The 23,815-nt window shown below is 56.1% G+C and carries 20 protein-coding genes; 9 read left to right on the top strand and 11 right to left on the bottom strand.

What is annotated here, in order from left to right; genetic code table 11:
- Positions 1 to 5: 5 nt before the first annotated feature.
- The 5 genes from L0664_RS09775 to L0664_RS09755 form a co-directional block, all read right to left on the bottom strand.
- Positions 6 to 248, bottom strand: coding sequence for a DUF4170 domain-containing protein (locus tag L0664_RS09775; RefSeq protein WP_235225618.1), 243 nt, complete (start codon positions 246 to 248; stop codon positions 6 to 8).
- Positions 249 to 314: 66 nt separating this feature from the next.
- Positions 315 to 1,079, bottom strand: a complete 765-nt coding sequence (locus L0664_RS09770; protein ID WP_235225617.1) for a 3'(2'),5'-bisphosphate nucleotidase CysQ — start codon at positions 1,077 to 1,079, stop codon at positions 315 to 317.
- Positions 1,072 to 2,418, bottom strand: coding sequence for a TldD/PmbA family protein (locus L0664_RS09765; RefSeq protein ID WP_235225616.1), 1,347 nt, complete (start codon positions 2,416 to 2,418; stop codon positions 1,072 to 1,074). The genes L0664_RS09770 and L0664_RS09765 overlap by 8 nt, the downstream gene beginning before the upstream one ends.
- A 74-nt stretch (positions 2,419 to 2,492) precedes the next feature.
- A complete protein-coding gene (locus tag L0664_RS09760; RefSeq protein ID WP_235225615.1) occupies positions 2,493 to 3,998 on the bottom strand; it encodes a DUF2125 domain-containing protein in 1,506 nt (501 codons plus the stop codon).
- Positions 3,999 to 4,091: 93 nt separating this feature from the next.
- Entirely contained in the window at positions 4,092 to 5,603 is a 1,512-nt protein-coding gene (locus L0664_RS09755; protein ID WP_235225614.1) for a DUF2125 domain-containing protein, read from the bottom strand.
- A 129-nt stretch (positions 5,604 to 5,732) separates the two neighbouring features.
- Here L0664_RS09755 and L0664_RS09750 point away from each other — a divergent pair, with 129 nt between their 5' ends.
- From L0664_RS09750 to L0664_RS09735, 4 genes are read left to right on the top strand one after another with little or no spacing between them, the layout of a single operon-like run.
- A complete protein-coding gene (locus L0664_RS09750) occupies positions 5,733 to 6,482 on the top strand; it encodes an SDR family oxidoreductase (protein ID WP_235225613.1) in 750 nt (249 codons plus the stop codon).
- Positions 6,479 to 7,084: an enoyl-CoA hydratase/isomerase family protein gene (locus L0664_RS09745; RefSeq protein WP_235225612.1), complete on the top strand. Its 606-nt coding sequence runs from the start codon at positions 6,479 to 6,481 to the stop codon at positions 7,082 to 7,084. The genes L0664_RS09750 and L0664_RS09745 overlap by 4 nt, the downstream gene beginning before the upstream one ends.
- A gap of 39 nt (positions 7,085 to 7,123) precedes the next feature.
- A complete protein-coding gene (locus L0664_RS09740; RefSeq protein WP_235225611.1) occupies positions 7,124 to 8,437 on the top strand; it encodes a mechanosensitive ion channel family protein in 1,314 nt (437 codons plus the stop codon).
- Entirely contained in the window at positions 8,434 to 9,597 is a 1,164-nt protein-coding gene (locus L0664_RS09735; RefSeq protein WP_235225610.1) for a TIGR03862 family flavoprotein, read from the top strand. The genes L0664_RS09740 and L0664_RS09735 overlap by 4 nt, the downstream gene beginning before the upstream one ends.
- On the opposite strand, the gene L0664_RS09730 is transcribed toward L0664_RS09735, so the two are convergent.
- The gene (locus L0664_RS09730; RefSeq protein ID WP_235225609.1) at positions 9,585 to 10,589 is read right to left on the bottom strand and encodes an NAD-dependent epimerase/dehydratase family protein; all 1,005 of its coding nucleotides are present in this window, start codon (positions 10,587 to 10,589) and stop codon (positions 9,585 to 9,587) included. The genes L0664_RS09735 and L0664_RS09730 overlap by 13 nt on opposite strands.
- Positions 10,590 to 10,917: 328 nt before the next feature.
- Between L0664_RS09730 and L0664_RS09725 the strand changes: the two genes are divergently transcribed.
- A complete protein-coding gene (locus tag L0664_RS09725) occupies positions 10,918 to 12,750 on the top strand; it encodes a polysaccharide biosynthesis protein (RefSeq protein WP_235225608.1) in 1,833 nt (610 codons plus the stop codon).
- Positions 12,751 to 12,852: 102 nt separating this feature from the next.
- Positions 12,853 to 14,265, top strand: coding sequence for a mannose-1-phosphate guanylyltransferase/mannose-6-phosphate isomerase (locus L0664_RS09720; protein WP_235225607.1), 1,413 nt, complete (start codon positions 12,853 to 12,855; stop codon positions 14,263 to 14,265).
- On the opposite strand, the gene L0664_RS09715 is transcribed toward L0664_RS09720, so the two are convergent.
- The gene (locus L0664_RS09715; protein WP_235225606.1) at positions 14,262 to 15,599 is read right to left on the bottom strand and encodes a UDP-glucose dehydrogenase family protein; all 1,338 of its coding nucleotides are present in this window, start codon (positions 15,597 to 15,599) and stop codon (positions 14,262 to 14,264) included. The genes L0664_RS09720 and L0664_RS09715 overlap by 4 nt on opposite strands.
- A 235-nt stretch (positions 15,600 to 15,834) precedes the next feature.
- On the opposite strand from L0664_RS09715, the gene L0664_RS09710 reads away from it, so the two are divergent.
- From L0664_RS09710 to L0664_RS09700, 3 genes are all read left to right on the top strand, one after another.
- Entirely contained in the window at positions 15,835 to 17,982 is a 2,148-nt protein-coding gene (locus L0664_RS09710) for a YjbH domain-containing protein (protein WP_235225605.1), read from the top strand.
- Complete coding sequence (locus L0664_RS09705; protein ID WP_235225604.1) at positions 17,979 to 18,638, top strand: YjbF family lipoprotein; 660 nt, start codon at positions 17,979 to 17,981, stop codon at positions 18,636 to 18,638. Before L0664_RS09710 ends, L0664_RS09705 begins: the two co-directional genes overlap by 4 nt.
- A gap of 83 nt (positions 18,639 to 18,721) precedes the next feature.
- Positions 18,722 to 18,946: a hypothetical protein gene (locus L0664_RS09700; protein WP_235225603.1), complete on the top strand. Its 225-nt coding sequence runs from the start codon at positions 18,722 to 18,724 to the stop codon at positions 18,944 to 18,946.
- Positions 18,947 to 19,047: 101 nt separating this feature from the next.
- Here L0664_RS09700 and holA read toward each other — a convergent pair whose 3' ends face one another.
- The 4 genes from holA to L0664_RS09680 all read right to left on the bottom strand — a co-directional run bounded on the left by holA (position 19,048) and on the right by L0664_RS09680 (position 23,604).
- Entirely contained in the window at positions 19,048 to 20,076 is a 1,029-nt protein-coding gene (holA, locus tag L0664_RS09695; protein ID WP_235225602.1) for a DNA polymerase III subunit delta, read from the bottom strand.
- On the bottom strand, positions 20,073 to 20,558 hold the full coding sequence (lptE, locus tag L0664_RS09690) for an LPS assembly lipoprotein LptE (protein WP_235225601.1): 486 nt from the start codon (positions 20,556 to 20,558) through the stop codon (positions 20,073 to 20,075). The genes holA and lptE overlap by 4 nt, the downstream gene beginning before the upstream one ends.
- Positions 20,545 to 23,100, bottom strand: coding sequence for a leucine--tRNA ligase (gene leuS / locus L0664_RS09685; RefSeq protein WP_235225600.1), 2,556 nt, complete (start codon positions 23,098 to 23,100; stop codon positions 20,545 to 20,547). Before leuS ends, lptE begins: the two co-directional genes overlap by 14 nt.
- Positions 23,101 to 23,169: 69 nt before the next feature.
- Positions 23,170 to 23,604, bottom strand: a complete 435-nt coding sequence (locus L0664_RS09680; protein ID WP_235226171.1) for a DUF3576 domain-containing protein — start codon at positions 23,602 to 23,604, stop codon at positions 23,170 to 23,172.
- Positions 23,605 to 23,815: the final 211 nt, after the last annotated feature.

Below are 23,815 nucleotides of genomic sequence, written 5' to 3'. Positions count from 1 at the left end.
CCTTTTTAACCGAGTTCTTCAGTCGCAGACGTTTCAGCCGCTTCGTCGCGCAGGCGGTGAATGTGCGCGATGAAATAACGCATGTGGGCATTGTCTACGGTCTTTTGGGCCTCTGCCTTCCAGGCGTTGAACGCGCTTTCGTAATCCGCGAACATGCCCACGACGTGGATGTCATCGACGTCCTTAAAAGCGTTCTTGGTTGGGTCGATGAGTTCGCCACCAAAGACGAGGTGCAGACGTTGTGCCATGGGATACCTACCGGTCAAATTACGTTGCGCAGACCCTATTGGAGGGGGCGCTGCGCGTAAAGCAGATCACACCAACGCAGTTATCAAAGTGCTATGGATTCCGCCTGCCGCGACCATGCCGTTGATTTGCGGATGGGGGTTGTTGAACAAGGCCGGACCGCCCTTTTGATCGCTCGCGATGCCGCCAGCTTCTGTGACGATCAATGCACCGGCGGCGACATCCCATTCCCAAGTGGGCCGCAATGTAAGCATCGCGTCAAACCGTCCCTGCGCCACAAGCGCAAGGCGGTACGCAAGAGAGGAGCGGAATGTGCGCTTGAACGGCGGAACTGCCCCTGCCCAGTGTTTCGGGTCAACATTTGGTTTGTTGGACAGGACCGTGGCCGTGTCGATCGGTTTGTCATTCGTCGCAAAGATGGGGTCGTTGTTACAGGTCGCACCTTTGCCGATCTCGGCGGCATACATCAAATCCCGCATGGGCAGGTAAATCACCGCAGCGACAGGTTTTCCGTTTTCGGTGATGGCAATCGAATGGGCCCAGTCTTTGCTGCCTTCGATGAACGCCCGGGTGCCATCTATGGGATCGATAATGAACTGTCGTTCGGTTTTCAGGCGGGCATCGCCGTCTTCGGTTTCCTCGGACAGCCAGCCGTAATCAGGGCGCGCCGCTTGAAGGTCTGCCTCAAGCTGGCGGTTCACGTGCAGGTCGGCCTCGGTTACGGGGCCTTGGCCGCCGGATTTTTCCCAGACTTCGGGCGAGGCGTTGAAATACCCGCGTGCGATATCCCCCGCATCGCGTGCCGCATTGATGAGAAGTTCGAGGTCACGCACCTGCGAGGGTCATCCCGTCAATCATCAGGCTGGGGATAACGCGGCTGATATGCGTGCGTGCATCGTTCGCGGGGACGATCCGCGCAAGCATGTCATGCAGATTGCCTGCCACAGTACATTCGTTGACGGGGTAAACGATTTCGCCATTTTCAACCCAGAAACCGGACGCACCGCGGGAATAATCGCCTGTGTTAGGATTGATGGTGGACCCAATCATAGACGTAATCAAAAGCCCTGTGCCCATATCGCGGATCATGTCTTCTGGCGATTGGACGCCTTGGGTCAATGTCACGTGGCCTACGGATGGGGACGGTGGGCCAGACGTGCCGCGCGATGCTGATCCGGAGCTCTCCAGCCCCAGTTTGCGAGCTGTCGCCAGGTCGAGCGTCCAACCTGTCAGGACGCCATCGTCGATGATTTTGCGTTCCGCTGTTGGCAGGCCTTCACCGTCAAACAGCCGTGAACCGGACACGCGGGGGCGGTGGGGCGTTTCTATCAGATCCATGCCTTCTGGCAGAACGCGTTGCCCGTTTTTGCCCAGCAGCCAAGACGACCCGCGCGCGATCATTGCGCCATTACTGGCTGACAACAGATGCCCGATAAGGGAACCTGCGATACGTTCATCAAACAACACCGGATACGTGCCCGTTTGTGGTTTGCGTGCGCCGTGGCGGGCAACGGCGCGTTCCCCCGCGACGCGGCCAATCTCGGCAGCGTCGCGCATGTCGGACAAATGGATACGGCTGTCGAAATCGTAATCGCGCTCCATTCCTGTGCCCTCGCCGGAAATTGCGACGGCGGATAGGGAATGGCCTGTGCTTTCGTAACCGCCGGAAAATCCGTTGCTTGCGGCCATGTAGACCTGTCGGCGGCCGTATCCGGCGGACGCGGATTGAACTTGTGCGATACCATCAACCGCCTGCGCCGCGGATTCAGCGATACGCGCCTGTTCTTCGAGCCACGCGGGGTCGGGTTCGTCGCCTGCATCAACAAGATCTAGGCGTGCTGGGTCTGTGTCCGTCGCAAGCTGGGACACGTCCGCGATGCCTGAATGCGGGTCTTCGGGGGCTTCGTTTGCCATTGCAACAGCGCGGTGCGCCATTTCTTCAACTGTGCGGTCCGATGTATCGGATGCGCTGACGTTGGCGGATCGATGGCCGATAAAAACACGCAACCCTATGTCGGTGGATTCAGAACGCTGCGCTTCTTCTAGGACAGAATTGCGAACGTCGATGTTAACGGAGGTGCCCGAGATCGCGACGGCATCGGCGTTGTCAGCGCCCGCACCTTTGGCGGCATCAATCAGGCGTTGGGTCAAATCTGCAAGCGTACGTGTCATGGAACTTCCTTTGCTTGCGACGGAGGTAGTTTGTGTTGGGGCGGCCCGCAAGTGCGCGCCGCCCGGATTTATCGTTACTGTAGACGCTGGCCGTTCGCCAAAACGTGGCCTTCGCTGTTCACCTCAAGCACAGTTTCAAGCATGTCGTCGCCCACTGGTGTTGCGAACATGCCCATCATCATACGTGGCATCATCAGTTCCTCTTCTGGGATGAGCCCCATCGCAACGAGGTTGTCCATCAACGCATTCGCGCCGTTCAGATTGACCGTCACTTTGCCTTCGGGGCGGGCGATGCCGGGGATTGTCTGGAAATCTGTCCAGTCAAACGTCATCGCGCCCTTTGCCGTGGCTTCTGCGCCGACAGCGGCGATACGCAAGTTTTCGATTGTTACGTTATCAATTTCAACCGCGGGTGGGCCGAACATCTGTGCCATGGCGGCGAAATCAAGGAAGTCGGTTCCGTTGGTGCCATTGCCTGTTACGTCAAACGAAACCTCTGCCGGATCGCGCGGCAGGATGCCTGCGGGGTCAAACAGGCCCCAGATCGTATCGCCGAGTGTCAGGCCCTGCATGCTGGTCGCAATGCGGAAGTCCTGCGGATCATCAGATGCGTTCAGGGGAACATCGTAATTCGCACTGATTTGATCCATGGCGAAATCCAGATCGCCGGGGAACAACGTCTGGTCATTGAACGTCATTGCGAAATCAGCCGCTTCGGCGGTCGCAGCGAGGCCATCTTCGTTAACGGTCAATGCTGCAATTTGCGGGCCTGTGCTTGTGGCTTGGCGGTTCATAACCTCACCGTTCAACGTCGTTTCCGAAACTGACGTTGAAGCCGCGCCCGTGGTTTCGAGAGCAATGCTCAATCCGTTGCGCAGGGCGGCCGACAAGTTCATTACATCTGACCCACCCACGGGCAGCATCATATCGATATTGGATTGGACAGGTTGGGTATTTTGAGTGCTTTTGGATACGACATTGTCGATCGTGTACGTAAAGTCCGCACCGGAATTACCCACCTCGGATGTCGATGTGTAATTGATCAGATTGCCTTCGGTGACAGTGGACGTGCCTGTCCAGAAATCCATTGTGAACGCGCCCTCGATCTCGAATTCATCGGCATTAGGGCCGTCGGCTTGGGCGTTGGTCACGTCAAAGCGAAGGTTCTGCGCGTCGGCAATATATGTAATTTCGCCTGGATCACCGGATGCCAGAACAGAGTATCCATCATGGGTCATCGTCATATCGACCGAAAATGATCCCTCGTCCTCAGCGCCACCTGACACAGACAGCGTCATTGGTGACGGGTAGGTGATCAGAACGCTTCCATCACCATTGTCCGCCATCGTCACGTCGCCATTTATCATGACTTGCATGCTGGCCACGCCTTGCGGAAAGACGATGTTCATTTCCGGATTGCTGAACGTGTCGCCGGACAATTCTCCGCTTAGGGAAACGCCCAATGCGCTATAAAATGCCTTTTGGTTGGACAGCACATCGGCTGCTGTGACGTCGGCAAAGGCCGGAACGGCGAATGCTGTAGACAGGGCGATAAAACTGGTCGCTAAACGGATCTTCATGTGTCTCTCCTGAAAGTAAATGCGGCGCCTGGTTGAACCAGACGCCGCGAAGTTCTGTTATCCATGTAAGGTGCTTTCGGGCGATTTGTAGCCCTAGCGCAGACGTTGACCGTTCGCGAGCGCGTGACCTTCGCTGTTCACTTCGATTGTTGAGGTCAGCATGTCGTCACCGACAGGCGTCGTGAACATACCCATCATCATACGTGGCATCATCGCTTCTTCCTGCGGGATCAAACCCATCTGGATAAGGTTATCGATCAAGCCATTCACGCCATTGATCGCGAAATTGACCTGGCCTTCGGGGCGTGGAAAGCCATCGAATGTTTGTAGATCGCTGTTGTCGAATGTGAACGCACCATCCCCTGTGATTTCAGCGCCAGCACCCTTCACAACAAGTTCTGTAATTTCGACACTGTTCAGTTCACCCGGAACGTCCGTCATCATTGCCGCTTCTTGTTGGGCGGGATCGAGGAAATCAAAGAATGGGGTAACCTTGGCGGACAGGCCGATGGCAACGGTAACCGCTTCGCGCGGCAGGATCGTTTGTGGATCAACGAGGTTCCAAATGGTGTCGCTGATTGCCAATTCAGTAAAGTTGAACCCCAAACGCGCATCACGCGGGCCGTCGGTTCCTTGGCTCAGTGGGATATCGAAATCAAACCCGTATTGCGCCATGCTCGCCTGAAGGGGGAAGGGGATTTCATTGGGGATCGACATGGTGATGTCGATGCCTTTGGACGTGCCGGAATACAGCGCACCGTCCATGTCGAACGCGACCGACAAAATGCCGCTGTCGACGGTGGCAGACCCGGACCCTTGGTCGTTCTTCACATCAAAGTCGAACGCATAGGACAGATTGCCAAAGGTATATCCGCCCTCGAACGCCAGACCATCTGCAAAAGGGGGCTGTTCGGCGTTCATATCCATATCGATCGGCGCGGCAATTTTTGCAAACATCGCAAGGTCAGCAATATCGGCGTTGCCTGAAATCGTGCCGCCCGCGTCGATTTCGTTGAACAGCATGTCGATGTCCAGCGCACCAATATTAAAGGCGTAGTCAATGCGCGTCAGGGTGTCTTCGCTGACGGAATATTGGCCCGCCACGTTCAGCATCGCGATCACGGCATCCACAACTTCGACGTCCATGGATTGATCGCCTTCAAGATTGTCGAGGCTTAATGCATAACGGTCTGCGGCGATATCATAGACCATCGCTTCGGGATCACCTGACACTGTCAGCGACATATTCTCTTGGGACACCGTCAGGTTTGCTTTGACGGGGTCGCCGTACTGCGGCGTTGCATTGATGGTGATAGGGTAGCTGTCCGCAACCGTGATCGAGACCGTACCATCGCCATTTTCCGTCAGGGCGATATCGCCAAGCAGAGCAGTGATCGTTGCTTCGTCATCGCTCATCTCGATCTTGACGTCTGATATTGTGAGGGTGCCGGCGGACATATCTTCGCCACTTGTGGTGAACCCTTGGCCGTAAACTGCCATCTGTTCTGTCCAATTGTCCCAAACCTGCTGGGCGGTGACATCGGCGTTGGCCGTTGTGCCACATAAAATCGCGGCGATAAGGCTCGTGTGACGAATGCTCTTCATTATAAGGCGCTCCTGCGGAAAAATGTTGGGAACAGCTTTTCAACTCTGCGCAGGGGGGTCAAGGTCACGTATGCCGGACCTTGTGCAGCATTTGATCCGGAATTGTGCAGACAGTCGAAAGGACGCGACATGGATATGACGAATAAGGTCGTTTTGATCACCGGCGCGAGCCGCGGGATCGGTGCCGCCACTGCGCGGGCTTTCGCCGACGTAGGGGCAAAGGTGGCATTGGTGGCGCGGTCCGGCGACGAGATCGAGGCGCTGGCGCGCGAAATCGGCGAGAATGCAATCGCCGTACGGTGTGACGTGTCGGATTACGAGGCCGTCACGGCTGCGATTGCAAAGACGGTTGCGGCATTCGGCCCGTTGGATGTGTTCATCGGCAACGCCGGATTGCTCGATCCGATCAGCCATTTGGCGGACGCTGACCCGGACGCATGGGGCAAAACAATCGATGTGAACCTTAAGGGCGTCTTTAACGGAATGCGCGCTGCAATGCCCGATATGATCAAACGCGGGCAGGGCACGATTATTACGATTTCCTCTGGCGCGGCACATAACCCGATTGAGGCGTGGTCGTCCTACTGTTCGTCAAAAGCCGGGGCCTACATGCTGACGCGCTGTGCGGACAAAGAGGCCCGCGAACACGGGCTTCGTATTATGGGGCTGTCACCGGGTACGGTTGCCACGGATATGCAGCGCGACATCAAGGCATCGGGGATCAACCCCGTTAGCCAGCTTGAATGGTCCGATCATATCCCGCCGGAATGGCCTGCAAAAACGCTTGTGTGGATGTGCGGCCTCGAGGCGGATAAATATCTGGGCGAAGACATTTCCCTGCGCGAAGATGATATTCGCAGATCGGTGGGCCTGATTTGATCAATATAATCGTATCGGGTGGCTGCCTCACTGTGCGAATTGACCGCACGGAAAAGGCCAACGCCCTGACAGAAGACATGTTGAACGACATGGCGGGCGCTGTTGAAGACGCGGATCAGACAGTTTTGATTTTGACAGGTGCGGGCAAAGTATTCAGCGCGGGGGCTGATCTTGAAGATGTGCGCAACGGCACCCTTGCGACGTCGCCGGCATGGGAACGTCTTTCGCAGGCTGTTGCGGATTTTCGGGGGCTTAGTGTTGCGTCGCTGAATGGGTCATGTGCAGGCGGCGCGCTGGGCATGGTGTTGGCCTGTGATTTGCGCATCGCAGTACCGTCGGCAAAATTCTTTTATCCGGTGATCAAGATGGGCGTGCGACCACAGCCCTCAGACCCTGCACGACTGGCGCGCCTCGTCGGGCCATCCGCGACAAAGCGCATCCTTCTGACGGGCGCAAAGCTCGACGCGAACGAGGCGCTGGCCCTCGGGCTGATTGACCAGATCAGCCAGATAACATTGGACGCTGACACGATGGATCTGGTTCAACCGGCACTTGCCGCTGATCCCACCCTTGTGGGTGCGATCAAAGGGATGATCGGCTGAGCAGTTTCCTCGCGCACAAACGTGGTATAGGGGGCGATTATGAATGACCTGATGAACACAGTGCTGGGCTATGTGATGCCCGTATACGAGATCGCTTTGGCGTGGATTATTGATCCGGCCAATTGGGTGCAATTTGCATTGCTGGTGGTCGCCTACGTGGCGGCGGTATTTATCACGCGCAAGCTGAACCCGAGGCTGATCAAGGCGTTGACGCCAGCGGCAGACAGCCAAACGGCGCTGTCAAAAGCGCGCAGGTTTGTGCTGATCTTCATGCCGCTTGTTCTGCCGCTTTTGGCGTTTGCGTTGACTGCGATTGGTGAACAGGTCACGCGGTCTGTCTTTGGTGCGGGTGAAGTCATTGCCTTTGGCAAACGTGTTTTCCTGTTTCTCGCAGTGCGTGCGTTCGTGCGCGATATGCTGTCCGATCCGCTTTTGAAATTGATCGGAAAGACGGTTCTGATTCCGCTGGCCGCTGTGTATGCGCTGGGCTTTCTTGACCCTGTGATACTGTGGCTGGGCGCGACGACGGTGCCTTTGGGCAATATGTCCTTTTCGCTTCTTGGGCTTTTGCGGTTTGCTGTTGTGGCGACCATTATGTTCTGGCTGGGGCGTTGGTCTAACGACCAATCCAGCGCGCTGATTGAAAAACAAGACATGCCGCCCGCGACGCGGCAGTTGGCTGTCAAAGCGGCAGAGATCGCGATTTTTGGGGCGGCGTTTCTGGTTGCGATGAACATCGCGGGTGTGCCACTGACGTCGCTGGCGGTTCTGACGGGTGCGCTGGGTGTTGGTATCGGTTTTGGCCTTCAGAAAATTGCATCGAATTTCGTTTCCGGTGTGATCCTGCTTCTCGAAGGGCAAGCAACGGTTGGGGATTACGTTGAACTCGATGGCGGCGAGGCGGGCACGATCGTCAAGATGACAGCCCGTGCCGCCATTCTGGAAACGTTTGATGGCAAATGGATCGTCGTTCCGAACGAAGATTTCATCGTCACACGCGTTATCAACTATTCCGACAGCGGGTCAGCCAACCGCTATGAGGTTACGTTCTCTGTCAGCTATGACACGGATATCAACCTGATTCCGGGCATCATTGAGCCCGCGGTATCCGCTCTCGATTTCGTTCTTGATGCGCCGCATAAGCCCGACGTTGAGCTTGATAATTTTGGCGACAGTGGCATCGATTTTATCGTTGAGTTCTGGGTCGAAGGCATCGACGATGGCCAGTTCAAATACCGCAGCCATGTGCGGTTCGCCGTGTGGAATGCCCTGAAAGACGCTGGCATTGAAATTCCGTTCCCACAGCGTGTGTTGCATGTCAAAGGCGGCCTTCCTGTCGGCGCGCCCGAGTGACAGATGCCCTGATCATTGGCGGCGGTCCTGCCGGATTGATGGCTGCCGAAGTCTTGTCGGCAGCGGGTCATTCGGTGATTGTCGCAGACGCGATGCCGACGGTTGGGCGTAAGTTTTTGATGGCAGGCAAATCGGGTTTGAACCTGACTAAGGCCGAAGACAAAGATACATTTGAGGCCGCATTTGGCGATGCCTTGGATACTCTGGCGCCAATCTTGTCTGACTTTGGCCCCGATGCCGTCAGCGATTGGGCGCAGGGACTTGGGCAGGATGTATTTACAGGTTCCACGGGGCGAGTTTTTCCCGTCAAAATGAAGGCTTCTCCGCTTTTGCGGGCATGGGTGGCGCGATTGACGCAAGAGGGCGTAACGATCCAAACACGCTGGAGGTGGACAGGCTGGGATGGTGGTTCGGCGACATTCAACACGCCCGAAGGCCCACAGACCATCGACGCGAAAACTACAGTTCTCGCGATGGGCGGTGCCAGCTGGAAACGGCTTGGGTCCGACGGCAAATGGGCAGGGCATTTGTTGGATGTGGTTGCGCCGTTCCAACCTGCGAACGTGGGTTTTGAAATTCCTTGGTCTGACCACATGACCCAGCATTTCGGAACGGCTGTTAAAGGATGCAAATTGACGGCCGGTGGGGTCGTGGCGCGCGGTGAATTTGTTGTGTCTAACAAGGGAATTGAGGGCGGCGGTATTTACGCCGTGTCGTCGGCTATTCGTGATGGCGCGCCTTTGGTGCTCGATCTGCTCCCGAACCTCAGTGAGGCTGATATCGCGGCGAAACTAGCCGCCCCTAAGGGCAAACAATCAACCGCGAACACGTTGCGCAAGGTTCTAAAACTCGATCCGCTGAAACGTGCATTATTGAACGAATTTGGCAGATTTAGTGACGCATCACTGCCCGCGACGATAAAGGCTTTGCGTTTCCCTAATCTGGTTCCGCGCCCGATGGACGAAGCGATTTCAACTGCGGGCGGGGTACGTTTCGGCGCGCTTGATGGCGATCTTATGTTGCGCGGCCGTGATGGTGTGTACTGCGCGGGTGAAATGCTCGATTGGGAGGCTCCGACGGGTGGTTACCTTATCACGGCGTGCCTTGCGACGGGACGCTGGGCGGGGTTGGCCGCAGCGCGTCGGCTTCAGGCGTCGTAATAGTCGCGGTACCAATCGACGAAGGCTTGTACGCCCGTTTCGACGTCTGTTTTCGGCGTGTATCCTGTCAGCGTTTTCAACAATGCGCCGTCCGCCCATGTCGCGGGGACATCACCGGGCTGCATATCCATGAAATTCTTCACGGCGGTTTGCCCCAAGGCTTTTTCAATGGCTTCGATGAAGGCCATCAACTGCACAGGTTCGCCGTTACCGATATTGACAATGCGGTGGGGTGCGACGGGCGACAGGCTGTCGCCATCGGGCACATTATCCAGTCGTTCCGGCACGGCATCCAGCAACAGATGAATCCCCCGCACGAGGTCTTCGACGTAGGTGAAATCGCGTGACATGTCGCCGTGGTTGTAGACGTCAATGGCATCACCGTTCAGCACAGCCTTGGTGAATTTGAACAGCGCCATATCGGGGCGGCCCCATGGGCCATAGACCGTAAAGAAGCGGAACATCGTTGTCGGAATATCGTAAAGGTGGGCATAGGAATGGGCCATCACCTCGTTTGATTTCTTGGTGGCCGCATAAAATGACATCTGAGTGTCGGCCTTGTCCGTTTCTGTGTACGGCATTTGCGTGTTGGCGCCATATGCAGATGATGTCGATGCCAGCAAAAGGTGTTTCACAGGTGTGGCGCGCACGGCTTCTAGTAGATTGAAGGTGCCGATGATGTTGGCATCCACATAAGAACGCGGTTCATCGATAGAATAACGAACGCCGGCTTGTCCGGCCAAATGGATCACGTAATCGGGTTTCTCGGCTGCGATCAGGTCCATCAACACACCGTCATTTTCAAGACGATCATTAACGGCTTTGAAACCGCCCGATTGCAGCAAATTCGCCTGACGCCGTTCTTTCAAACGCACATCGTAATAATCCGTCATCGCGTCAAACCCGATAACATCGAACCCATGCGCGAGCAGCCTTTTGCACAGGTGATATCCAATGAACCCTGCTGATCCCGTGACGAGTGCTTTTACCATGATTGTTCCTCTAAGGCTGCGGGTTCTTCCTGTCATGGTCAGGGTGGCAAGCGCAATATGTGGCTGTAGAACCTCATGTTCGGGCAAGTATGTAAATCCTTACTTGCCAGCACATCTTACAAGCAATTACGCAATGTTAATTATTCGTAAAGATTTGAAGCGCCTTGAGTACCTGAGCGATTGCCACATTGAAATTTAGGGCTGGGCAAAGCTCCGCTGTGTTTTTTGGTACAGTTGGTGCCGTCCCTCTGGTGTGATACGAAAGTGCGTTGCTTAATGACTAGGACATGTAATGGTTGATTCTTTTTCACGTCGTACGAAAAGAATAATGCTGCTGTCTTTTGATTGGAGCATGGTCTTTGCTGCGTTCTACCTCGCGTTTGTGCTGCGGTACGGTACGGCGTTTCCGATTGAACGCTTTGCGGCATCTTGGCCCGTTACAGTTTTGCTGATGTGCCTTGCGCCTGTCGCGATCATTGGTCTTCGCCTGCCGTGGATAAAACTGTCGTCCTTTGACATGCGCGGCGCGCTTCGTGTTGCAGTTGTTGCAATGATCCTGAGCAGCGTCGTTTCGTTGACAAGTTTGGTTTTTGATATTGGATCGGTCCGATCAATTCCCGCGATTTTCGCGGCGGGCTATTTTGCGCTCGCGATTTTTGGGCGCATGGTCGCTTTGCAATTGCTGACGTCCCTTGGCGGATCCGGTTCAGTCACGCGGGTTGCGATCTTTGGTGCAGGCGCGGCGGGTATTCAATTGTCATCCGCGCTTCGTCAAAGCCCCGAGGTCGTTCCAGTTTGTTTTTTCGATGATAATCCCAGCTACAAGGGCTTGTTGATTGCTGGTCTGCGTGTTCATCCACGTGCCGAACTTGAACGCATTATCAATGCGGAAGGGATCAAACGTATTTTGGTTGCTATTCCATCCCTTGATCAAACAGACCTCGCCGATCTGGTGACAGAGCTGTCACGGCTGGATATCGACCTTCAGGTTTTGCCGTCCTACGTCGATCTGATCTATGGCAAAAGCAAAGAACTGAAAACGGTCGCGCCAAATACGCTGCTTGGCCGCGATAACGTCGACCTCGACATTCCCGAGATCGCCAAAACCTACGCAGGTCGTACCGCGATGGTGACGGGTGCAGGCGGGTCTATCGGATCAGAATTATGCAAGCAGCTTGTTGAATGTCGCCCGCAGAAAATCGTTTTGTTCGAGCAAAGTGAATTTGCGCTTTATGAGATTGAGGCCGCGCTGCGCCCGATTGCCACTGAAAAGAACATCGAACTGGTGGCACGGCTTGGGTCGGTTTGTAACGCCGTTCGGGTTGAGGATGTCTTGACCACAGAAAAAGTCGAAGTCGTGCTTCATGCGGCGGCCTACAAACACGTGCCAATGGTGGAAGACAACGAAGTCGAAGGCGCGCGCAACAACGTCTTGGGCACCCAGATTGTCGCAGAGGCCGCAAACAAGTGTGGCGTGGACCGCTTTATTCTTATTTCCACAGACAAGGCCGTGCGTCCGACCAATGTGATGGGGGCCACGAAGCGGCTTGCAGAACTCGTGTTGCAGGACCTTGCCACGCGATCTACGCACACGCGCTATTCGATGGTGCGTTTTGGCAATGTGCTTGGGTCCTCGGGCTCTGTTTTGCCGTTGTTCCAGCGCCAAATCCGGCAGGGCGGGCCAATCACGGTCACCCACCCTGATGTCACACGTTTCTTCATGACCATTCCGGAAGCCGCACGATTGGTTTTGCTGGCGGCGGTTTTTGCCAAGGGCGGTGATGTGTTCATCCTCGACATGGGTAAGCCGATGAAGATTGTCGATGTCGCACGGCGGATGGTCGAAATGTCAGGGGCAAGCGTTCAATCGCCTGACAACATGGGCGGGATCGAGATCAAGATCACCGGCCTTCGCCCCGGTGAGAAATTGTACGAAGAACTGCTTATCGACGATGATTCACTACTTCCGACGCCACACGCCAAAATCTTGCGCGCCGATGAGGCACGGTTGAGCCAGATTGAAACCGCAAGAATGCTTCGTGATTTGGCCTCGGCTGTTCAGAATTCGGACAAAGCAATGGTTCGGACCGTTATTGAACGCGATGTTCAGGGTTACCACCGCGCCGATCTTACAGGTACAGCTAAACCTCAATTGGGTTAAGACGGATTGTGTAAAACAGCCCCTTCCCTTGTCATCCCACCTGGGTCAATTTGGTTTTCAACCGACCTAGATCGATGATGTGAATTTTTGAGGGCTGTGAATATGATTACCCCCGTGATCCTAGCAGGCGGTGCGGGCACCCGTCTTTGGCCTTTGTCACGCAAAAGCTTTCCAAAACAGTTTTCAGTGTTTGAAGGCGTTCAATCGCTTTTTCAACAGACCGTTGCGCGGCTGTCAGGCGCGGGAATGACCCGGCCTCTCGTCCTCACGTCAGAGGACTTTCGGTTCATCGTTACCGAACAGCTCGGCAAGGTTGGCATCCTGCCAGAACATATTTTCATTGAACCGGAAGGGCGTGACACAGCACCAGCGATTTTGCTTGCGGCGATGTCCGTGTCTGACGCCAATGAAAACGGGCTTATGCTTGTGGCGCCATCAGACCATCTGGTGCCCAACACTGACGCCTTTTTGGCGGCTGTGGCGCAGGCCACGCCCGATGCGCAGGCAGGACAAATTGTGACGTTCGGAATTACGCCGGATCGCCCCGAAACGGGCTACGGGTATCTTGAACTTTCGGGCGATCCAGTTGGCGGGCAGACCGCACCATTGGCGCGTTTCGTAGAAAAACCAGACCGCGCAACCGCAGAGGAAATGTTGGCAACGGGCCGTTACCTTTGGAATGCCGGAATCTTTTTGATGAAGGCCTCGACCGTCTTAGCCGCCTTTGAAAAATACGCGCCACAACTGGTTGACCCAGTGCGCGCGGCCCTTGATGGCGCACAGCCGGATCTGGGGTTTAAACGTTTGGACGCGGTTGCGTGGTCGGGCGCAGACAAGATCAGCGTTGACTACGCGATCATGGAAAAGGCAGATAACTTGGTCGTCATGCCGTTTCCCGATGGCTGGACAGATCTGGGCGATTGGGAGGCCGTGCGTTGGACGGGTGCAGACACAAACGGCGTGCGCGTGAATGGGGATGCAACTGCGCTGGAATGCGAAGATTCCCTGCTGTGGTCCGAAGGCGAAGGCCAGAAACTGATTGGTTTGGGCCTGAAGGATGTGATCGCCGTCGCGATGCCCGACGCGGTGCTGGTTGCAGACAGATCGCGCAGTCAGGACGTCAAAAAAGTTGTGGATGCGCTGCGTGCAAAAGGTGCCGCGCAGGCGGATGCCTTTACGCGTGATCATCGCCCTTGGGGATGGTTCGAAAGCCTCGCCATGGGGCCGCGGTTTCAAGTGAAACGTATTTGCGTCCACCCTGGCGGGGTGCTGTCGCTGCAATCACACGTACACCGCGCAGAACATTGGGTTGTCGTCGAAGGGTCCGCCCAGGTGACGGTTGGTGACACAGTGAAAATGGTCTTCGAAAACCAGTCGATCTATGTGCCGCAAGGCGACATCCACCGGCTTGAAAACCCCGGCAAGGTCGAACTAACCCTGATCGAGGTTCAAACCGGTAGCTATCTTGGCGAAGACGATATCATTCGCCACGAAGACGTGTATTCGCGGGGTTAGTCTTCCTGATCTGCTGACGCTTCATAAGGTGCGCGACCAATGGAGACATAGGAGTCAAAGCCCGCGCGTTTCGCATCTTTGTTCGAATAGATATTGCGCAGGTCCGCCATGCGCGGTGTCACCATATGCTCGGCGATTTGCGACAGATCGAGGCCACGGAATTCGTTCCATTCCGTCAACACGACGACCAAATCGGCGTTGCGCGCTGCTTTGTACGGATCGTCCATCCATTTGACGCCGGGCAACAATGCTTCGCCTTCGTGTTTGCCTTGCGGATCAACAACGCGCACCTTCGCACCACCGCCGACAAGCGCGGGAATGATGGTCAGGGATGGCGCATCTCGCATATCGTCCGTGTTTGGTTTGAACGTCACACCCAGAACCGCAACCGTCTTGCCGTTAAAGCTGTCGTCGCACAGCTCCAAAAGCTTATCGACCATGCGGCGTTTCACTTCGTCGTTCACCTTAATCACGGCTTCGGTGATCTGCATGGGAACCGCGTGTTCTTGACCGATACGTGCCAGGGCTTTGGTGTCTTTGGGGAAGCATGATCCACCGTAACCGGGCCCTGCGTGCAGGAATTTGTTCCCGATGCGCCCATCAAGGCCCATGCCCTTGCTGACCTGTTTGATGTCAGCGCCAGTGCGTTCGCACAGTGCGGCAATTTCGTTGATGAATGTGATCTTCGTCGCCAAAAATGCGTTGGCCGCATATTTGATCATCTCGGCGCTTTCGAGGTCGGTGATGACCACTGGGAAATCACGCAAGAACAGGGGGCGGTAGACGTCGTTCATGATGTCGCCCGCGCGCTCTGACTGGACGCCGACAACCACACGATCAGGGCGCATGAAATCGTCGATCGCAGCACCTTCGCGCAGGAATTCCGGGTTGGACGCCACATCAAAATCAAGATCGGGGTTTGCCTTGCGCACGACCTGTTTGACTTGGCGGTTGGTGCCAACGGGCACTGTCGATTTGGTGACAATGACGGTGTAATGCTTTGCCGCCAACGCGATTTCTTCTGCCACGGCCATCACATAGGTCAGGTCTGCATGGCCATCACCGCGCCGCGTCGGTGTGCCAACGGCGATGAATACAGCGTCGGCGCCATCAATTGCTTCGGCCAAATTCATCGTGAATGTAAGGCGGCCAGCTTCGACGTTCTTAGCCATCAGCTCTTCGAGGCCGGGTTCGTAAATAGGCACTTCGCCTGCTTCAAGCTTGGCGATTTTAGATGGGTCTTTGTCGACACACACAACATCGTGCCCGAAATCGGAGAAACACACACCTGACACCAGACCAACGTAGCCCGTTCCGATCACTGCAATTTTCATCTTCTTGTCCTATGTCAAAATTTTCTGCTGAATAGCCCAGCACTGCTTGAGCGACTAGACCAAATTATAAACCTGACGAAAAGCGCGGGTTTCTGTGGCTTTGGGGCGGTTTGGCACGACGTTTCCTGGCACGGTATGGCATATCCCCCACCTTTGACGTTTAGTTGCAACGACTCGGCGGGTTTGCGCAAAAATAGGCTTGCGGCAGGCTGACCGACAGTGCCAGAAGTTAATTATGGTCAGTTTTTATAGTTTCATAGGCTTTGCAGGCGCTGTTGCTGCCTCCATCGCCGCCGCCCCGGTTGTTGCGCAAGGTACTGGCGAAGACAGTTGGCGGGCGACGTACACCCTTTTCGGGACACCCGGCATCATTGATATGCCCTCTGCTGTGGCGTTGCCCGACGGAGAGATATCGGCGAACTTGTCTGCGTTTGGCGATACCCGCCGCGCGACATTCAGTTTTCAGGTGTTGCCCCGTCTGACGGCAAATTTTCGGTATTCCCTGATTGATGCCTATGACCGCAGCTTTGATGCCCAATATCTGTTGGCTGACGAAGGTCGGATTCGCCCCGCCGTCGCGATTGGTTTCCGTGATTTCCTAGGGACGGGCCGGTACAGCAGCGAATATTTCGTTGCCACAAAAACCGTGTCGCCCAATGTGCGCGTTTCGGGTGGCATTGGCTGGGGCCGTCTGGGTACTGTCAACGGATTTACAAACCCCCTAGGGATTATTGACCAAGGTTTTGAGACCCGTCCGACGGATCGTCCGGGCACGGGCGGCACGGTTCTCGCAAAGCAGTTCTTTCGCGGTGATGCGGCGTTCTTTGGTGGCGTCGAATGGCGCTTGAACGATGAATGGACCGTCTTGGCGGAATACTCGTCGGATTCCTATCAGCGCGAAACAGACCGCACAGATTTTGTCAGGGAATCCCCTCTGAACTTTGGTGTGACGTGGCAACCCAATGAGTCCTATCAGCTGGGCGCCTATTACCTTTATGGCAGCGAGGTCGGACTGTCGGCGACTATCATAGTTGATCCAACGTCGCGTCCAACGGTGTCAGGCCTTGATCAGGCCCCGATCCCGGTTGCTGTACGTTCCGAGATGACTGCCGCGGCTGCGTCATGGGGCACGCCGCAGGTTCAAGCTGGCGCAGTACAGGCCCTCGGGGCAATCATGTCCGCCGAAGGGTTCCGTCTGATCGGGGCAGAAATCACGGGCAGTACATTGCGGGTGCGTTATGAAAACGGCCGCTACCGTGCAGAAGCACAAGGTGTTGGCCGTTTGTCACGTTTGCTGACCAATGCTGCCCCGCTGGATATCGATACGTTTGTTCTCGAACCGTCGCAGAACGGTATCGCGCTATCTTCCGTAACCATCCGCCGTGGCGATATGGAACAGCTGGAAAATGCACCAAATGCGACAGCCCTTTCGTATGACCGCGTGCTGTTTGATGATGCATCCGGTCCAGCGCCCGCGATTTTGTATGACGATCCGACACCGGCCTTCCTCTGGGGGATTTCACCCTATCTGGAAGTGACGTTGTTTGATGGCGAAAGTCCCGCACGCGGCGACGTCGGGCTTGAGGCGTCTTTCCAATACGAACTGCGCCCGAACCTTGTTCTGGCGGGCAGCTACAGACAGCGTCTTCTGGGCAACCGTGACGAAGTTGGACGTATTTCAGAGTCAACCTTGCCGGACGTGCGCCGCACTGGTCTGCGCTATGGTGCTGAATCTGGTGGCGGGATCGAAAACCTGTTCGTGTCATGGTACGCGCGTCCTGGCCGCGATCTGTATAGCCGCGTTTCTGCCGGTTACCTTGAACGTGGCTTTGCCGGTGTGTCGAGCGAAGTCCTTTGGAAGCCCGTGGACAATCAATTGGCCCTCGGTGCTGAGCTGAATTATTCGATCATGCGTGATTTCGACATGGGCTTTGGCTTCCGTCCGGCGTGTTCAGATATCAATTGCACAGACTATTCCGGTGAAGACTATGACATCGTGACGGGCCATGTTTCCGCGTACTACGATTTCGACAACGGGTTTGTCGCGCAGGTTGACGTTGGCCGGTACCTCGCAGGTGATTGGGGCGCGACGTTTTCTCTGGATCGGGAATTCAACAACGGCTGGAAGGTCGGCGGATATTTCACTCTCACCAACGTCGAATTTGAAGATTTCGGTGAAGGTTCGTTCGATAAAGGTATCCGGATTGAAGTGCCGTTTGATGCGCTGGTTGGAACACCGACACGCGATACGGCCGGCACAACGCTGTCGTCCCTTGAACGCGATGGCGGTGCAAGGTTGCGAATTGACGGGCGGCTTTATGACGTCGTTGAAGGTGGCCATCAGGGCCAGATGCAAGACAATTGGGGACGGTTCTGGCGATGAAGAAAACTCTGATCACCGGGCTCTTGGGCGCAACTTTGGCGTTGGTCGCAGCGTGCGGACCATTGCAAGAAGGCAACCGTGCAGTGTCGCTTTTGTCGGGCGTATTTGGATCGTTGTCAGGGGCTGACGATTCGCCGTCGGAAGGCGGCGTTGCGATGACACGCGCTGTAATCGAAGCCCAAGAGGCGGATTTGTTGCGCGTAAGCATCATATCACGTGATGCGACAGCAATCTTGTTAAAGGTTGCCACGAACGGCAGCAAAGTGACTTGGGCCAGTCAGGATGGATTAAGCTTGGCGTTTGATCGCGGCCTTCTGGTTGCATCCCGCGGATTTGGGGATGACCTGATGGGCACAGATATTTCCAGCGCTGTGGCGTCGTTACGTGGGGGTGGTAACCACCTCAGAACGTTGGATTTCCTGAATGGTCTGGACGAAATCGAACGCCGGACGTTTCAGTGTTCGACTGTCGTAACCGGGTCAGAATCCCTCACAATTGTTGAAAGAACGTATCAGACGACCGTCCTGGAAGAGACATGCACCGATAGTAATTTCGGTTTTAAGAACACCTATTGGCGTGATCGAGACGGCACAATCTGGCAATCGCGGCAGTGGATTTCGGTCCAGACCGGCTATCTCGGGTATCAAAGGCTATAAGCCGCGCGACATTCGCTTGTATTCGCCTAAAATAAAACATAATCTCGCCGAGAGTTAACGCATACATTTTTTGGAGCCTCGTTATGAAAATCACTACACTCATCGCGGCAGCTGCTTTGGCAACTGCTTCTACCACAGCAACAGCACAGAACGTCACAACTGACGCCGGTGAAGTTGTAATGATCGAAAAGAACGGCGGCCTGTTCGCACTTGCTGGCCTTGGTGGTCTTGCCGGTATTACTGCAATCTTCGCTTCAATCGTTGTTCTTGCTGAGACAGGCGACGTTGCAGGTAGCGGCGGTTCCTAAACCGACCTATCAGAATTTTGAAAAAGGCAGGCAACGCGCCTGCCTTTTTTGATTCTGGGGGCAGTTGAACTGCGAACAGGGCAGCCTGCCATATCCGCTCTCTAGGCCCGTCTACGGCCCAACATCGCCAACCGTATAAACATACGTTCGACCAGCGCGCGGTCCGGTGCGGTGCTCGCCGATCGCAATGTAAGGTCGGCCTCGGTTATGGTCCCGAGTGCGTCTTCCAGATTTATACGCCCCCAATTGCTGGCTTGGCGCACCATACGGTCGCGGCGCGGCCCAAAGACGGGCGGCTTCAGTTTGCCGGTCCCTGCTGCCGGCCCGCCCGGATCAGACGCTACGGCGTGCAACTGGCGAAAGTGGCGCATCGCGCCAATGCACAGGGCCACAGGCTGCGTGCCTTGGGCGTAAAGACGGCTCAGGATTGGTCCGATTTCATGGGCCTTCAGATCAGCGACAATGTTCAACAGATCGTCCTGACCGGCCTCATTGGACATAGGTGCGCAGGCTTCGACGTCTTCTGTCGTGACTTCGCTGTCATCCCCGATTTTGTACAATCCCAGTTTTTCAATGGTCTGGCGCAAATCACCGGGGGCCATTTCGCGGGCATAGGCGCTGATCAGGTTCATGGCATCATGGCCGACGTTTTTCAGCCCGGCATCGCGCAAAGACGCTTCGATTTCATCACGCGTGGGCGGGTCGTCGTACACACCTGCGGCATAAGCCGACGGATGGCCTTCGAACAGTTTTCGAAGGGCGGATCGCGCGTTCAGCTGGCCCGCCGTCACGATAATCTGCGCATCCCCCTGCACCCAATCCGCCAGTGCCGGGCTGATCGCCTTGGCCACCGCATCTGTGGCTTCTTCAATGAAGGCCACGCGCGGGCCGGGAAAGAACCCTTGTGCCTTGATCGCATCCCCCAGCAGCGCCGGATCTTTGCGCAATTCCGCACCAGTCATCCGGGTCAGGCGCATTTCTTCTTCGCCGTTCGGTCCCACGAGGGCTTTGATGACATCTTGGCGTTTCAGCGCTACTCGCATCGCATCACCGCCATATATCAGGATGCCCGCGCCCGATGGATCGGGTTTTCGGAAATATCCGGTGGCGTCGCGCGCAGACAGCTTCACGGGGCTGAGGCGACGATAAGATCCGTCACAATCAAGTCAGCCAATGCGATTGCAAGGCGGTCACGTGCGTCGTTCTGTGCTTCGCGTGTGGCAACGGTCGTGCCAAATGCTGAATACGCCGTGAAGGTCGCAGCGGTGCCGGATGCAAGCGGCGTGTCATTGTCCGGTTCGGTCAAAACCCAAGTTGCTTCGCCGGGCAGGTTGAACCGGTTGATGTCTTGGGCGGACGAAATCACCACGGCGACTTCTTCGATGTCCAGTTGCACGGTCAAAAGGTAATCGCCCTGTTCAGTGCGGCCCAACCGATCCTCGAGCCGGGTGCGCAGACGGAATCCTTCTGGCGTATCCGGCGCGCGGTAGGCAATGCGACCACGCAGCGCGCCGCCCGATCCGTTCGTGCCGTAGACTGGCGTGAACCCGCAGCCCGCCAATGGCAGGGCCGCGAGGAGAGTTAGAACTTTACGTCTGTCAGATGACAACATTGATAATCCGGCCCGGTACAACGATCAGCTTTTTGGGCGCGTTGCCGTCCAAAGCCTTCATCACAGCCTCATCCGCGAGGGCGAGTTTTTCAACCTCTTCCTTGCTCATATCCTTGGGCACGGCGATTTCGCTCCGACGTTTGCCATTGATCTGGATGGGCAGGGTCACTGTGTCTTCGATCAGCATTGCCTCGTTCACGACGGGCCATGGCGCATTCGCGATAAGGCCCTCACCACCCAGCATGGCCCAGATGTCTTCGGCCAAATGCGGCGTCATGGGCGACATCAACTGCGCAAGGGTTTTAACGGCCTCACGCTTTGCATCGCCACCTGCCTTGGATTTCGCGATCGCCCCGGTGAAACCGTACAGCTTCGCAATAGACGCATTGAACCCGAAGCTTTCAACGCCCTGCGTGACATCAAAGATCGCCTTGTGCATGTCGCGCAGCAGGGCTTCGTCGTTGCCATTTGCGGCGTCGGTGTTTTCAGCCGTTTCACAGGCGATACGATACACACGCGACAAGTGTTTGTGCGTGGCTTCGGCACCTGATGCCGTCCATTCCACATCCCGTTCGGGGGGGGAGTCGGACAGCACGAACCAACGGGCGGTGTCCGCGCCGTATTGTTCGATGATTGCCACCGGATCGACGACGTTGTTCTTGGACTTGGACATTTTGGCCGAAGGAATGATGTCGACCTGTGTGCCGTCCTTCAGGAATCCGCCACCATCGCGAAGATCAACTGTTTCAGGGTAATGATAGACGGGGCGGCCATCGGGGCCGTCCGTCTTAAAGATCGCGTGGGTCACCATGCCTTGCGTAAACAACGCGTTGAACGGTTCTTCGGTGCCTTGGGGCAGGTGGCCAGTTTTGACCATCGCGCGGGCGAAGAAACGGGAATACAGCAGGTGCAAAATCGCGTGTTCAATGCCGCCGATATATTGATCGACGTTCATCCAATAGGCGGCGTCGTCAATGTCTGTCGGTGTGGCCGCATGGGGGGCCGTGAAGCGCGCGAAATACCATGACGAATCGACAAACGTGTCCATGGTGTCGGTTTCGCGCAGGGCGTCCTTGCCGCAGCTTGGGCAGGGCGTGTTGCGCCATGTGGGGTGACGGTCCAGCGGGTTGCCCGGAATGTCGAAAGACACATCGTAGGGCAGTTCAACCGGCAGGTTTTCTTTCTTTTCGGGCACCACGCCGCAGTCATCACAATGGACGACGGGGATTGGTGCGCCCCAATATCGCTGGCGGCTCAGGCCCCAATCGCGCAGGCGGAATTTCGTGACCCCTTGACCAACGCCGTTGGCCTCACAGAAATCCACAGCCTTATCGATGGCGTCCGCGCCGTTGGTTGCCGAGTCCCATGCGAAAGGTGTCAGCCAGTGCACCATGTCGGTTTTGTTCGGCACGAAAGCCTCGGTCAGTTCCGGGTCCGCGTTTTCGGATGGTAGGAATGTCGGGATGATCGGCAGTTCGTACTTCTTTGCAAAGTCAAAGTCGCGCTGATCGTGTGCGGGGCAGCCAAAGATCGCGCCTGTTCCGTAATCCATCATAATGAAGTTGGCCACATAGACGGGCAATTCCCATGCGTTGTCGAACGGATGGCGCACGCGCAAACCGGTGTCAAAGCCCATCTTAGGGGCCTTTTCCAATGCTTCGGCAGTCGTGCCACCTTTGCGGCATTCAGCGTTGAACGCTGCCAGATCGGCGTTGTCTGACTCAAGCTCTTTTGCGAGTGGGTGATCAGGGGAAATGCCGACAAAGGACGCGCCCATCAACGTGTCGGGGCGGGTTGTGTACACCTCAACGCGGTCGTGCGCGCCGACGCCTTCGACCATTGAAAACGAGAATTGCAAACCGCGAGATTTACCGATCCAGTTTTCTTGCATCAAACGCACCTTGGCGGGCCAGTTGTCCAACCCGTCCAACGCCCCCAACAGCTCATCCGCGTAATCGGAGATTTTGAAAAACCATTGTGTCAGGTCTTTGCGTTCAACTTCTGCGCCAGACCGCCAGCCTTTGCCATCGATGACCTGTTCGTTGGCCAGCACGGTCATATCGATCGGATCCCAGTTTACGGTGGCGTTTTTGCGATCAATCATGCCTGCATCCAGCATATCGATGAACAATGCCTGCTGCTGTCCGTAATATTCCGGATCACAGGTCGCGAACATGCGCGACCAATCGATGCCCAGGCCCAGCGGTTTCATCTGTGCGACCATGTCGTCGATGTTTTGATAGGTCCAATCCTTGGGGTGGCCGCCCGATGCCATCGCCGCATTTTCGGCGGGCATGCCAAAGGCATCAAATCCCATTGGGTGGAGCACGTTATGACCAGTCGCCAGTTTATAGCGCGCGATCACGTCGCCCATGGTGTAGTTGCGCACATGGCCGATGTGGATGCGGCCGGACGGATAGGGGAACATCTCAAGCACGTAATACTTGGGCTTGTCGTCACTGCGGACGGCCTTGAATGTGTCCGCCTTATCCCAAGCGGCTTGCCATTTGGCTTCGATTTCAGCGGGTGCGTATTGCGACATGTCGTGTCCTTGAAAATAGAAACGCCGAGCGAGATGCCCGGCGCTGAAATTGGTCAGGTTAGGGCTGTTTTACAGCGCACCGTCCGCGATGCGCAACTGGCGTGCGCGCGATAGAATTGCGTCTTCGATGGCGCGCGTTGTTTCAGAGGCGGCAGGGCCAGAGCGCGTGAGGATAGCGAGGTTCAAAGACCGCGCATCAAGCGCAGGGTCAGAAATCTGGATCGTGGCACGGTAGGCGCGGTTGCCACCGGGGGGAGTGCCGTACCCCATGACGATAACGCCTGTGAACGGATCGACAGATTGCACAGGCAAAAAGTTCAGCACATCCAAGGATGCCGCCCAAAGATAGCGGTTCACGGCCACATTTTCAGCACCGCGGGTTCGCGTGGCTTGTTGCGTGGCACCTTCTGAGTTGTTCCCACCAAAGCCCAAGCTGCCGATTGAGCCGAGGGGATTGCTGCCGATGCTACCAGAGGAGCTTCCGCACGCAGCGAGCGAAGCCATCAAGCCCAGTCCAAACGTCAGGCGGCGGAGAGTCTTTGGTGCGGTCACGGGTGCAATCCTTGCGAATTTCGTCTGGGGAAATGTGTAGCGAAGGGGCGCAGATGCCACAAGGCCTGTGGGATCATTGGATGTTTCCAAAATCCTGTTGCCCCAAAAAGAAAGGGCGACCCCGTTAAGGGCCGCCCAAATCTTTTAGGATCTTTCGGCTTCC

It is taken from the genome of Octadecabacter dasysiphoniae, from assembly GCF_021532615.1.
GTDB lineage: Bacteria > Pseudomonadota > Alphaproteobacteria > Rhodobacterales > Rhodobacteraceae > Octadecabacter > Octadecabacter dasysiphoniae.
This window is presented reverse-complemented; position numbering and strand designations above follow the sequence as displayed.